The organism is Bacillus sp. PDNC022 (assembly GCF_016919285.1).
Lineage (GTDB): Bacteria > Bacillota > Bacilli > Bacillales > Bacillaceae > Bacillus > Bacillus safensis.
The window spans coordinates 1,505,212-1,518,173 of sequence record NZ_CP070345.1; the positions used below are offsets into that span (position 1 = coordinate 1,505,212).

Annotated in this window: 16 protein-coding genes; 3 read left to right on the forward strand and 13 right to left on the reverse strand. The window is 40.0% G+C overall.

The features are described from left to right. Nucleotides 1-185: 185 nt before the first annotated feature. Both glcT and JVX94_RS07835 read right to left on the reverse strand, forming a co-directional pair. Complete coding sequence (gene glcT / locus JVX94_RS07830) at nt 186-1,040, reverse strand: glucose PTS transporter transcription antiterminator GlcT (RefSeq protein ID WP_111291323.1); 855 nt, start codon at nt 1,038-1,040, stop codon at nt 186-188. 55 nt (nt 1,041-1,095) lie between these two features. After that, the gene (locus JVX94_RS07835) at nt 1,096-2,085 is read right to left on the reverse strand and encodes a LacI family DNA-binding transcriptional regulator (protein WP_095408347.1); all 990 of its coding nucleotides are present in this window, start codon (nt 2,083-2,085) and stop codon (nt 1,096-1,098) included. Nucleotides 2,086-2,178: 93 nt separating this feature from the next. Between JVX94_RS07835 and JVX94_RS07840 the strand changes: the two genes are divergently transcribed. Beyond that, on the forward strand, nt 2,179-2,322 hold the full coding sequence (locus tag JVX94_RS07840; protein ID WP_162842493.1) for a hypothetical protein: 144 nt from the start codon (nt 2,179-2,181) through the stop codon (nt 2,320-2,322). 54 nt (nt 2,323-2,376) lie between these two features. Here the strand turns inward: JVX94_RS07840 and JVX94_RS07845 are convergent, their stop codons facing one another. The 6 genes from JVX94_RS07845 to JVX94_RS07870 all read right to left on the reverse strand — a co-directional run bounded on the left by JVX94_RS07845 (nt 2,377) and on the right by JVX94_RS07870 (nt 8,910). Next, nucleotides 2,377-3,471: a M24 family metallopeptidase gene (locus tag JVX94_RS07845; RefSeq protein ID WP_111291321.1), complete on the reverse strand. Its 1,095-nt coding sequence runs from the start codon at nt 3,469-3,471 to the stop codon at nt 2,377-2,379. A 104-nt stretch (nt 3,472-3,575) separates the two neighbouring features. After that, nucleotides 3,576-5,495 carry a heavy metal translocating P-type ATPase gene (locus JVX94_RS07850; protein ID WP_205185135.1) on the reverse strand — a complete coding sequence of 640 codons (1,920 nt, stop codon included), beginning with the start codon at nt 5,493-5,495 and terminating at the stop codon, nt 3,576-3,578. Between the two features lie 289 nt (nt 5,496-5,784). Then, on the reverse strand, nt 5,785-6,273 hold the full coding sequence (stoA, locus tag JVX94_RS07855) for an endospore biogenesis thiol-disulfide oxidoreductase StoA (protein ID WP_111291319.1): 489 nt from the start codon (nt 6,271-6,273) through the stop codon (nt 5,785-5,787). 54 nt (nt 6,274-6,327) lie between these two features. Continuing rightward, entirely contained in the window at nt 6,328-7,644 is a 1,317-nt protein-coding gene (locus tag JVX94_RS07860; RefSeq protein WP_048238742.1) for a polysaccharide biosynthesis protein, read from the reverse strand. A 113-nt stretch (nt 7,645-7,757) separates the two neighbouring features. Continuing rightward, nucleotides 7,758-8,408, reverse strand: coding sequence for a cell wall hydrolase (locus JVX94_RS07865; protein ID WP_044331914.1), 651 nt, complete (start codon nt 8,406-8,408; stop codon nt 7,758-7,760). A gap of 307 nt (nt 8,409-8,715) precedes the next feature. Beyond that, entirely contained in the window at nt 8,716-8,910 is a 195-nt protein-coding gene (locus tag JVX94_RS07870) for a hypothetical protein (RefSeq protein ID WP_039178090.1), read from the reverse strand. A 167-nt stretch (nt 8,911-9,077) separates the two neighbouring features. On the opposite strand from JVX94_RS07870, the gene JVX94_RS07875 reads away from it, so the two are divergent. Continuing rightward, complete coding sequence (locus tag JVX94_RS07875) at nt 9,078-9,266, forward strand: YkvS family protein (RefSeq protein ID WP_003211747.1); 189 nt, start codon at nt 9,078-9,080, stop codon at nt 9,264-9,266. Between the two features lie 155 nt (nt 9,267-9,421). After that, nucleotides 9,422-9,946 carry a GNAT family N-acetyltransferase gene (locus JVX94_RS07880; protein ID WP_205185138.1) on the forward strand — a complete coding sequence of 175 codons (525 nt, stop codon included), beginning with the start codon at nt 9,422-9,424 and terminating at the stop codon, nt 9,944-9,946. 102 nt (nt 9,947-10,048) lie between these two features. On the opposite strand, the gene JVX94_RS07885 is transcribed toward JVX94_RS07880, so the two are convergent. The 5 genes from JVX94_RS07885 to queC form a co-directional block, all read right to left on the reverse strand. Next, nucleotides 10,049-10,267, reverse strand: coding sequence for a hypothetical protein (locus JVX94_RS07885; RefSeq protein WP_120207154.1), 219 nt, complete (start codon nt 10,265-10,267; stop codon nt 10,049-10,051). A gap of 260 nt (nt 10,268-10,527) precedes the next feature. Next, on the reverse strand, nt 10,528-11,025 hold the full coding sequence (gene queF, locus JVX94_RS07890) for a preQ(1) synthase (RefSeq protein ID WP_003211403.1): 498 nt from the start codon (nt 11,023-11,025) through the stop codon (nt 10,528-10,530). A 15-nt stretch (nt 11,026-11,040) separates the two neighbouring features. After that, complete coding sequence (gene queE / locus JVX94_RS07895) at nt 11,041-11,772, reverse strand: 7-carboxy-7-deazaguanine synthase QueE (RefSeq protein ID WP_203129726.1); 732 nt, start codon at nt 11,770-11,772, stop codon at nt 11,041-11,043. Further along, nucleotides 11,765-12,205 (reverse strand): 6-carboxytetrahydropterin synthase QueD, encoded by a 441-nt coding sequence (queD, locus tag JVX94_RS07900; RefSeq protein ID WP_095408338.1) that lies wholly within the window; start codon nt 12,203-12,205, stop codon nt 11,765-11,767. The genes queE and queD overlap by 8 nt, the downstream gene beginning before the upstream one ends. Continuing rightward, on the reverse strand, nt 12,206-12,862 hold the full coding sequence (gene queC / locus JVX94_RS07905) for a 7-cyano-7-deazaguanine synthase QueC (RefSeq protein WP_024424683.1): 657 nt from the start codon (nt 12,860-12,862) through the stop codon (nt 12,206-12,208). It lies immediately after the preceding gene. Nucleotides 12,863-12,962: the final 100 nt, after the last annotated feature.

Genomic DNA, 12,962 nt, shown 5'->3' on the forward strand with positions numbered 1-12,962 from the left:
TTTTCGCTTACAACATACATTCGGGCTGCTCCCTGACGTACATTTCATAATTAACCGTTTACATTTCACTTTCAAACGCAAAAAAAAGGCATGGTGATATAAGGTTGCGCAAATAACAGGATCTTATCCTGTATTTACCTTAAGTCACTCATGCCTGATCGAATCAGTTACACGTTTCTAGGAAACTATGAAATTTTATTTGTCAATCTGTACAGATGAAGTGTCAGGTAGACGGCCTCAGCATCCTGTACAGGCTTTTTCAATGCATGCTGCAAAATTTTGATCATTTTCCAAGCAGTATTGTAGCATAAAGGATATTCATTTTTCAATAGATGAAGCAATTTTTCTGGCTCCTCTAATGATTCTCCCCGTTTTATACGCTCAATTGAAAACGTAATATGGCGTAATAAGCGTAAATAATGAATACTTTCTCTGTCTACTTTCATATGAAATGAATCTTCGATGACTTGGACCATTTGCGTAATCAGCTGCGAATGACGGTTCACCTCAGATAAAGGCCGATTCGTCAAAGCTGAATGAATATGGAGCGCTATAAAGCCAATTTCACCTTCTGGCAGCTTTGTTTCGACATCTGGCCGCTCGTTAATCAGTTCAACGACTTCCTTTGCGACCTCGTATTCTTTTGGATATAACGATTGCGTCTCAAGCATAAAAGGGTTCGTGATATCATAGCCTTGCTGCACCCGCTTAAAACTAAACGCAATATGATCAGTCAGTGCAACATGAATATGTTCATTCAAGCGCTGCCCCATTTTTTTTCGTATATGATAAATGATGTCATTGGCAAGCTCGATCATGTTCTCATCAATATGATGAAGCAGTTGTTTATATTCTGTTTGTTCCTTCGTGTTTTTTAACACAAACATCTTTTCAAACACGTCTTGATCGAGATGATCCCCCGATTTTTTCCCGAAGCCGATCCCTTTCCCAATCAGAACCACTTCGCCCAAAGAAGGGTGTCTTGCGATGATGACATTATTATTTAACGCTTTATCAACGGTGAAGGATTCCATGAACATCCCCACCTCCTTCTTATTCAATCCCTCTTATCGTACAAAACAGATGAAACGTGCGTCAACGATTGTTTTTCAAAACGGTTGTTGTTCGCTCAATCAGGCGAAATGGCAACATTCTTTTTTCTGATTCCTCTCCCTTTAATGCCCGGTCGAACAAGTCAAACGCTTCCTGCCCCATTTGTTTGAGGGGAATATGAATGCTGGAAATCCCCAAAGCCTCACTCAATTGGTTATTTTGAAAGCTGAGTATGGCTGGTGATTCTCCTACTTTTATGTCATGACGCTGCGCCTCTAATAAAAAGCCTGCAGAGACTTCGTCATTTGTGATGAATAAAGCTGTAGGACGATTTTTCATTTCCTGCCATTCTGCAAATAATTGCTTCCCATCAAGCAGGGATAACTTCCCTTCGATGATCCATTCCTCATCAATCGTCTGCCCGAGCGATTGCATCATGTCTTGATAAGCCTGAAGGCGCGACTCGCTATTCGCTCCTTCTGTTCTGGCGAGAACGATCGCAATTCGTTGATGGCCGCATGCCGCCAAATGATGCAGACCTTCCTTAAATGCTTGATCATGCGCAATCGACACAGTTGAGCATTGATCGTGCGGCGCAGGATGACAAAATATAATCGGTCCTGATTCCTGCCACTTTAAAATGTGCCTATCACTTAACGCATTTGAACAAAATATTAAACCGTCCACACGGCGTTCTTTTAAACTCATCAACGCTTCTTTTTCTTTTAATGGGTCATATCCTGTTTGAAATAAAGCAAAATGCATACCGCGCGCCTGTGCTTTCTCTGCAATACCTGTGACGAGTGTGCTGAAATAAGAGTGTTCAATGTTTGGAAGGACAATGCCAAGCATATTCGAATAGCCCTTCGCTAAATGGACCGCCTGAATGTTTCTCGTATACTTGAGATCTTCCATCGCTTGTAGAACACGTTCTCTTTTTTCTTCTTTAACATAAGGATGCTCATTCAACACACGTGATACGGTTGTCACAGATACGCCCGCTCTTTTCGCAATCTCCCTTATGTTTGCCATTTTTTCTCCTACTTTCTCTTGATATGGTAAGCGTTTCATACTTTAAGATGTATGTGAGCTGAACAAATCACTGGATGGAAAGGGGAATTCAAGATGGGTTTCATCATATGGATTATATTATGTATGACTGTTTTGTTTTCTGCTCGTTTTGCACTACATCCTTTAGGAAAAGAACATAAAATCAAACCGTTTCAATCAATTGATGATTTTTTTGTTGATAAGGATCGAGAAGAGTGATAAAAAATCACGATGACGCTTCCAAGACCTGGACGTTCATCGTGATTTTTTTCATTACTTGATGATCGTCAGCTCTTTCGGATAATTGGTTAAGGTGACTGGACCATCTGCCGTAATGAGAACATCATCTTCAATTCTTACGCCGCCGACTCCTGGCACATAAATTCCTGGTTCAATCGTATACACCATACCTTCTTGCAGAAGGTCGTCATTTGCCTGACTCATAGAAGGAAATTCATGAACAGAAACCCCTAATCCATGTCCAAGACGATGAGGGAAATATTCACCATACCCTGCTTCTGTGATCAGTCCGCGAGCTTTTAAATCAAGATCACCGATTCTCACGCCTGGCTTACTCATTTCAAGTGCTGCCATTTCTGCATTTAAGACGGTTTGATAGATGTCCTTTTGCTTTTCAGAAGCTTCCTGATAAATGAATGTTCTTGTAATGTCTGAACAATAACCATCTACAATGACGCCAAGGTCAAATAATACAAAATCGCCTTTTTTTAAGGCTGCCTGCCCCGGATTTCCATGAGGTTCGCCTGATTTTTCACCAAAGAGAACCATGGTGGAAAAGGACATGCCTTGAATGCCTTTTTTCTTTAGTTCATATTCAATGACAGCGAGCACTTCTGTTTCTGTAATTCCTTCTTTTAAGGCGTTAACCCCAATTTTCACACCTTCATCTGCCAATTCAGCCGCTTTTTTCAGTGTAGCAATTTCAGATTCATCCTTAATCAGTCTGAGCTGATTGAGCTTTTCTTCAGCCCGGACGAAAGTTTCTGCACCGGTGACATCTTGGAGCTGTTCTGCTCTTTGAAGCGGAATCGATTCTTTTTCAATCGCAAGACGTGCCGCTTGAACACCTCGTTTTTCTATCGCTGATTGAATGAAATCAAATGGATTCTCATGATCTTCATATCCAATGATATCGCCGGACCATCCTGCATTTTTTGCCTGCTCAACTTCCATTTTAGGCAAAATAAAAAATGGTTCTGCCTCTTGGAACACAAACAGCCCCATCACTCTTTCATGCGGCTCTGTGAAGTATCCAGATAGATAAAACACATTTTCCTTTGTATGTATAAATGCACCTTGAATGTCTTCTTTCTTAAGCCAAGAAGACAAGTTCTTCATTCGGTTCATCATGATCCTCCTCACACGTTTTACTACTGGTCTATTGTATCAGTTTTTGCTGTATTTCGCACAAAAGCGCACTGGCATGTAACCAGTGCGCCCTGATGATTGATTTAAGATGCACGAAGCAGACGCAGACCATTTAAAATGACCAAAATCGTACTTCCTTCATGCCCAATGACGCCAAAAGGCAGATCGAGCACTTGTAAGAAATTCGCACAAATTAACAGACAGATCACCGTTAGTGAGAAAATAATATTTTGCTTAATGATTCGATTCATTTTTCTTGAAAGACGGATCATTTTTGTGAGGTTATTTAAATTATTCTTCATTAAGATGAGATCTGCTGTTTCTAAGGCAACGTCTGTGCCTCCGCCCATCGCAACCCCAACATCTGCTGTGGCGAGCGCTGGTGCATCATTGATTCCGTCTCCTACCATGATGATTGAATTACCTTGTTTTTTTAATTGATTGACCTCATGTACCTTTTCATCTGGAAGACATTCAGCCACTACGGTTTGGATACCGGCTTCCTGCGCAATGGCTTCAGCCGTTTTTTGCTGATCTCCTGTCAGCATGACGGTTTGGATGCCTAAATCATTTAGTTCTTGAATCATTTTTTTGGCTTCAGGTCTGATTTGATCCTTAAGACCAAGGCAGCCAACGACTTGTTCACCCTTTTGAACGTAGACCACTGTGTATCCTTGCGCTGAAAGATCATCACCTGTCTCTTCAATCTCACGGTCGATTGACGCCTTACCAGCAAAGTCTTTCTTCCCAATCCGCCACGTTTCTCCATTTAATTGTGCTTTCACACCAAATCCAGAGGTTTCTTCAATGGTGACATGGACTGATCTTTCTGTTTGGTGCTCTTTTGCCATATCAGAAATTGCTTTCGCTAATGGGTGGTTTGATTGACTCTCAATTTGATAGAGTGCCTGATAAAAAGCTGATTCATCCTGCTCTTTCGTCATGACAACTTGTTCTACGGCTGGCTTCCCGCTTGTAATCGTCCCCGTTTTATCAAAAGCAATCATACTGCTTGTGCCTAGTTTTTCTAAAAAGACACTTCCTTTGACAAGCATCCCATTTCTTGCGCCATTTGAAATCAGTGACAGTGCGGCTGGCATAATGGATGCAACAAGAGCACAAGGTGAAGCAACGACCATAAACACCATTGCCCGGTAGAAGGTTTCACTCATGCTCCAGCCGAGTACAAAATGAGGCAGAACCATTAAAATCGCGACGGTGATCAGCACACCTTTTACATAGGCACCTTCGAATTTTTCGATAAATGCTTGGCTTGGCGAAACACTTTCTTGAGCGGATTCGACAAGTTTAATAATTTTATGGAAAAGCGTTTCTTCATTATGTTTAGTGACTTCCACTGTTAAAGAACCATTTAAGTTCACTGTCCCTGCAAATACGTCTTCGCCCTGCCCTTTTTCCTGTGGAACAGATTCGCCTGTGAGTGCAGATTCATCCACACTTGTTCTCCCGCTTATAATCACACCATCTGCTGCAATGCGTTCCCCAGCTTTGATCATAATACGGTCACCTGGTGTCAATGATGAAGCGGCGATTTGAATGGTCGTACCATCTTCTTCAATTAAAGTTGCTTCATCTGGTGCAATGCTCATTAATGCTGTTAAATCTTTCTTGCTTTTATTTGACGTATACGTTTCAAGCGCACCACTCAGTGAGAAAATAAAAATTAAGATAGCGCCTTCTGCCCAGTAGCCGATCAGAGCTGAGCCTATTGCTGCGAAAATCATTAAAAGTTCCACATTCAAGGTCTTTGACGAAATCGTTTCTTCAATTCCTTCCTTCGCCTTTGCAAAACCTCCAATGACAAATGCTAGGATGAAAAGAGGAATGCTCCACATGCTCTGATCCTTTAGAATCCATCCAATTAAAATGAGAATCCCCGAGATACCTGCTGCAATTAATTCTCCGTGCTGTGCCCATTTATGTAAGGACCATTTCGATTCCTTTTGATTTGTCGTTTGATAAAGTGCTGTATTCTCATTCATGATTGTTTTCTCCTCTCTAATTGATAATCATTTTCATATTATCAATCGTTGCCCGTTTCTTTTTCCATCTATATTTTCTGCTATTTCAAGCTTTTTATTGGTCTGTAACTCATTATAACAGGTTCTGAACAATTTTCAATTAATAATTATTATAATTTCTTTTTGATAATAATTATCATTATTGATATAGACCGTTCCGTTTTCTTCTGAGCACAGTGTATTCAGATGAAAAGCAAATGAACACAAAAAAGAACCAACAGAATTGGTTCTTTCACAGAAAGGATTTGTTCTACGAATTTGTCCACTCTTTGATTTGTTTTTTCGTCAGTGGACCTACATGATTTTTCACCACTTCTCCTTTTTCATTAATCAAAAAGGTCGTTGGGATGGTGATGATTTGATATTTCTTCATCATTTCTCCGTGTTCATCTAGTAGGATCGGGAATGTAAACCTTCTGTCTTTCACAAATTGGGCAACAGCATGTTTACTTTGTTCAGCACCTAGTAAATTCACGGTCAATATGTCAACATCACTCTGATTTTCTTTCACGATTTGCTCAAATGCAGGCAGTTCCATTTTGCAGGACGGACACCATGTTGTCCAAAAATGCAAAATGGTCTTTTTTCCTTTTGCAGGAACCATCTGCATTTCACCAGTTAATGTTGGAGCCTCTATTCTTGGCGCCATTACGGGCTCTTTTGCTTCTGCTGCTGCGCTCATTAGAAATAACAGCAGGGTCATCATCAGAAGACTGGCGGGTAGATGTTTACGATTCATCATGATCTTCCTTCCCAGTTTTCTTATAGCTTGCCCGCTCGATGATGATGACATTCAAGCTTTTTTCAATGTAAGGAACATTGAAACGCCGAGCTCCTTACAAATGGTCGCATAATGCAGTGCGGTCAAAAGCAGCATGCCTGTGTTCATCCCTAAAATGACCCCCATCATATTCAAGCTTTCAATTGAACCGAGGAAATACACCATTGAAAACGAGACGACATGCACCCATATATTATGTAGGAACACATCTTTGATGAGCCCCATACCGATTAAACACGCCTGAAATGGCATCACAAACAAATGGCATAGAAAGTATGGCCAAAGCAGCTGTAAATAGACAGCAGCTTGCGGTGAATCAAAAAAGAGCTGTGTGAGCGGGTAAGCAAAATAATACATCACCATCACTGCCGGCACCCCGTATCCAAACGTTATGAGAATCGCCTGTCTGACACGTTTTTTCACAAGATCATACTGGCCTAAAGCATAGGCTTCAGAGACACTCGGAATCATCACAATCATGATGGAATGAGCGATAAACGCTGGGAAAAAACCGATCGACATTGCGACACCAGCCAGCATGCCGTAATGATCAACAGCAAGTGTTCCAGAAATGCCTGCTGCAACGAGCGCTCCTTTGATTAGAAATGGTTCAACCGCATTGGCGATCGCATGAAAGATGCGCATGCCCGTTGTCGGAATGGAAACGGCTAATAGGCGCTTTCGCACATCAATCCCTCTTAATTCAACAGACCTGACATTCACAGCATTTTTCGCCATGACGTATTGGGAGTATAAATAAATAAAGACGACAAGATCACTCGCAACAATGACACCAATGGCGATGAGTACTGCTGTTTCAATATCAAACGAATACCAATGAAAAAACAAAAACAAGCAGATGAGCTGGATCGTTTTCTTCAGCATGTTGGCTAGAGCGATTCTGCCCATTTGCTGCTTTCCCATAAAATAGCCGCGGGCAATGGAGGTAAAGGCAATAATCGGGATAAGTGACAGCACCAATCCTTTCATAAGCGGATGATACGACTGAAACACTGGAATGAAAGGCAGTACAATGGCTGCTATAGCTGTTGTTGTACTTGTCACCACAAGCGTCATTTTAAAGGCATGGCGGAGCATACTTTTGTGGAGACGCTCATGTGATTCTGCAATGAATTTAGAAATGGAGACTGGCAGCTCTAAGCTGGCGATCACAAGGACAAGCATGATGATTGGAAGGATACTCATATACAAACCCATTCCATGTTCTCCAAGCTCTCTCGCTAAAATCATATTGACTAAAAACTCTATACACTCCGCAATAAAAGCTGCGACAGATAGCAGAATGACCCCTTTTACAAATCGATTCATGTAGCCTCCCCTTGTCTAAAGCAAATTCTTTTCACATTCTATGAGACAAGTCCAAAAAATATTTTAATAATTGAAGACAAAAAAAGAGCAATCTCATTGATCGCTCTTTTTCTTTATACGGCAAATACGTGACGTCCGATGCGTTCTACAATTTTGCGGGAACGAATCCAGTGATCTGTTGCCGTTTTTGGATTATAAAAATAAATAGCCTTTGTTGTTCTGTCATGCTCTTTTACTACCTGCTTCACCGCTTTAATGGAATCTTGATCTGCCTTATCATGAATACTTCCGTTTGATACTGGCTGGAAAGCATTTCGCTGATAAATCACACCTTTAACACTGTCAGGAAAAGAACGATGCTCCACCCTGTTTAAGACAACGCTTGCCACCGCTTTTTTCCCTTCGTAAGATTCACCTTTCGCTTCAGCATGTACCAATCGAGAAAGCAAGTCCATTTCTTCATTAGAATACTGTTTGCCGCTTGCCTTATTCGTCGATTCAGATTTTACTTTTTTCTTTTGCTTCGGTTTTGAAGACTTTTCTTCTGTTGACGTACTTAGCATTTTCACTTTTGGCTGACGCTTCTCCTCAGAAAATGCCGGGATGACTTGATCGTGATCTTGATCTATATATGAAAGCTGATGTTTAACAGGTGCTTGTGAAAGTTCGTGACTTAATGTGCCTTGCTGCTCTTGTATATTGTCCATCTTCATTGCTGCAACGAGCATAAGGATGACAAAAAGAGCTGTATGAATTTTAATCATTCGCCTTTTTCCTCCTTTAATCAAAAGTAGGCTGTAAGATACTTGTCCACTCTAACAAGAGCTCATTCTATTTTCACGCACAAAGATTTACATGCCTGTCCAAATTCCGTCATTAAATGGCATGTCCTAGTTGAGCGCACATAAAATGGAATTGTTAGCGCTTAAAAAGGTCCCTTTTTCACCTATCATCATCCTTATGCTCCTGATTATGGGTTATTACATTTTCTTTTCATATGTATCAGAGTGGTTTGAAGTGTGACAAAAGAATGAAAATAAAAAAGCTTTCTCTCATCAATGAGAAAAAGCTTTAGCTTCTTGCTTCTGTAAGATATTCAAAAATAACATCTCCACCATGTTTGGCGATCCCGCGAAAATGTTTAAAATCATCTTGATTCACCAAAACAGAACGAAACGTTAAAAAATCATCTTTTTGGATGGTCACTTGTTTTTCCGTCCCATTCCGTAAAGATTCGATTATTGTGAGGATTTGTTCTTCAGTCAAAAAAACCGCTCCTTTTCAGCCATGATCAAATATTAAATATACCATTCGTTAGAAAAGCATACAACGAAAACAAAACAAAAACGTCTTTATCCTTTACATTGGTATGAAAATATTGCAAAATACTTTTTAATAGGGAATGAAATCTGTTTTTAAAGGAGAGGGATCGGTTGAAGATTGCAAAAATTGGAAATGTGATCGAATTTAGAAATGGTTTAACAGGTGTAGTTGAAAAAGTGAATGAAAACTCTGTCATTGTGGACGTCACCATTATGGACAACTATAGAGATTTAGAACTGGACTCACTAACAGTCGTTAATCATAAAAACTATAAAATCATCAAAGACTCCGTACATTAATTTGCAATCCTCAATTCAGACGATCGGTACATACGTATATATAAAGCAAAGTAAATCACGATTTGACCAAATGGTGATTTCTATTTCAATACCCTTCTTTTTCATTTAAAAAAAATGATAAGATGCTGTATTAGCTCTAGACAGGAGAAACTAATATGCAAAATTCCAATGATATCATTGTACGTTTTGGAAAAATGGAAGATACTGAAATGACTTTAGAAATACAGAAATCAGTTATTGCTGAATCAGATTATCTACTTACATCACCTGAAGAAAACAAAAAAACCCTCTTAGAACACAGGGAATGGATACAGAAAAGAATTGAAAATGAAAACGAGACGTACATAGTTGCTCAAACTGATGAGAAAGTCATTGGATGGATAGCCTTTGAACATTCATCAAATAGAAAAAGAACTTCTCATACGGGTTCATTCGGGCTGATGGTGCATAAGAGATATAGAGGTTTAGGCGTAGGGGAAAAGTTACTAACAGCGTTATTACATTGGGCAGAAAAGAATCCTTCAATTGAAAAGGTTAGTTTAGCCGTTTTCTCTACAAATCAAAAGGCCATTTCTTTGTACAAAAAGATGGGGTTTATAGAAGAAGGACGTAAAATAAAAGAATTTAAAATAAATGATCATGAATACTGGGATGATGTTTTAATGTATAAGCTTGTTTAATGCTGTGAAAACGAATTGCAGAAGTAAGGACATAATATCAATTGAGTTATCAATTTGTTATGTCCTTTTCTTATTTTTACCTTACATCATATGAAGAAAGCATCAATCTTTTTTCATATGAAAGGTTTGCATTTCCGCCTTCGTCTTGTACATCTCGACTTCCTCGGGTGTGATTACTCCTTTATCAATTAAGAGGGCAATCACTCCAAGCAATGTAGAGGCACTCCATTTATACCGTTCTTTGTTTTGATGTTCGAGCATTTGAAGCTCTTCCCTTAGATCCATTAGCAGCTGCTCTGCCCGCTCTTCTTTGTTTGCCAACTTCAAACGCCTCCGTTTATCATTCATTGCCTCTATTTTATCGTACATCAAATGAGTTAAGCAAAAAAAGCATGATTCCTCTTTACAAACATACGTTCTGTCATGTATAATATGTTTACGAGCTGGTAGCCCCCAGCCGTCCTAGCAAGTTCTATTCCCATTCGTATGAGAAGAGTGACATGACTCTTCTCTTTTTTTATAATCGATTCGCTTCAATCTCAACAAAAAAGACATGCATTCTGCATGTCTTTTCCTATTTATTAGCGATTATCAATCGTTTCTGGATACATATCATGGTTCATCATACGATATGATGCCATTTCTTCATACTTAGTCCCAGGTTTTCCGTAGTTCGTATACGGGTCAATTGAAATTCCGCCTCTTGGCGTAAATTTGCCCCAAACTTCAATATACCTTGGGTCCATCAATTCAATTAGGTCGTTCATAATAATGTTCATACAGTCCTCATGGAAGTCACCATGGTTACGGAAACTGAACAAATATAATTTTAGCGATTTACTTTCGACCATGATTTCATTTGGAATATAGCTGATATAAACGGTCGCAAAATCCGGCTGTCCTGTTTGCGGACAAAGTGATGTAAATTCCGGGCAGTTGAATTTCACAAAGTAATCTCTATTTGTATGCTTATTTGGGAACGTTTCAAGCACTTGTGGTGCATAATCAAATAAATAATTGGTTCCTTGGTTTCCTAGTAACGTGACACCTTCTAATTCTTCTGGTTTTCTTGTCGTCATGTCATCTCTTCCTTTCTATACGCCTCGTTTATTTCCCCACAATAACGTGTGCAGCTGCGGCAGCACTCTTACGCGGTTTAAGTCTGGATCTTGCGCGACTTGATCTACGAGCGCTTCATATTTCTTTAATAAATGCGTCAATAAATACGTATCATCAGCTGTTGTCGTGTCATCATTTCCTACCTGCAAATAAAACGGAAGCTCAGGGTATTTCGCATGAACATCCTTCGCATAGGCTAGATCACGATCGTCAAAGATCACGACCTTCAGGCTAGCATGATGCAATCTATTTCCGTTTTTCAGCTCATCTATGATACGTGTTAGTTTTGTAAAATCTGTTTTCATATTCGAGCTTGGCGGCTTAGGAGAAATGGTTAAATCATCAATTTTCAAAAACCATTCCTGATACATCGTCCCTTGTGTTTCAAGCGCTGTATCAATCCCTTCTTCATGCAGTAAATCAATGAGGGATTCCATTTGTTTTAAAAGCGCCGGATTTCCTCCTGAAATGGTGACATGAGAAAAAGCCTGTCCGCCTATTCTTTTTAATTCTTTGACAATGTCTTCTGCCTCAAGCCACTGAATGTCATGCTTCGCTGAGCCATCCCATGTAAAGGAGGAATCACACCAGCTGCAAGAGTAGTCACAGCCAGCCGTTCTGACAAACATTGTTTTTTGTCCAATCACCATTCCTTCTCCTTGAATAGTCGGACCAAAGATTTCTAATACAGGAATCGCTTTAGCCATTGATCTCAACTCGTTTCGGACGGTAAATGCAGTAGCTTGTTGGTGTCTCTCTGACAAAGACCTGAACACATGTCGGCTTGTTCGCTAAAGTTGATAAATACGCTGCGACTTTGTCATGTACAGTCTTTGCCACCACCTCAGTGGTTGGCATCGCGTATGGATCGTTTGATGAGAATTCTTCATGATCATTAAGCAGCGTGTGATCGTACTGCCCATGAATGAGCTTCTTCAATGTACTGAAATTGACAAGAAAACCCGAGTCATCTAGGTCGTCTCCCGCAATCGTGATATTAATGGTGTACGTATGACCATGAACACGGCTGCATGCGCCTGCATCTTCTCGCGGAATGAAATGGGCAGCTGATACATGCATGTCTTTGTTTAATTCAAATGAAAATGGATGATTGGTTTGTGGATAGATTTGAGAAAGCATTTATTTTGCCTCCTTCATTTCCATATAAGTGTCATAGCCGTTTTTTCGCAGCTTACATGCAGGACATTCCCCGCAGCCATCAGAGATGATGCCGTTATAGCAAGTGAGCGTTTCATTTTTCACAAAATCCAGCGCATTGAGTTCATCTGCCAGCTTCCATGTTTCTGCTTTATTCAGCCACATCAGTGGTGTATGAATCACAAATGGTTTTTCCATTGCTAAATTCACTGTGACGTTGCAAGATTTCACAAACTCGTCACGGCAATCTGGATAGCCGCTAAAGTCTGTCTCGCAAACTCCTGTGATAATATGTCTTGCTCCAATTTGATACGCAAGAATTGAGGCAAAGGATAAGAACACTAAGTTTCTTCCTGGCACAAATGTGGAAGGAAGCTCGCCTTCTTTTTCCTCAATATCAATGTCATCTCTTGTTAGAGCATTAGGTGCGAGCTGATTCAAAAGAGACATATCTAATAGATGATTCTTCACACCTAATTTGTCAGCGATTCTTTTGGCGACATCAATTTCTTCTTGATGACGCTGATTATAATGAAAGGTCACTGTTTCTACCTCTTCAAATTGTTGCAGTGCCCATAATAAACATGTCGTACTGTCCTGTCCCCCGCTAAAGACAACGACTGCTTTTTCATTTTTCATTTTCTGTTCTCCTCCTTTTGCAGATAAGTACAACCGTACAACACTGCATCTGAAAGGCTCCTAAAAAACCCCTATTTTTCTCAAAAGAAAAGACACCTTT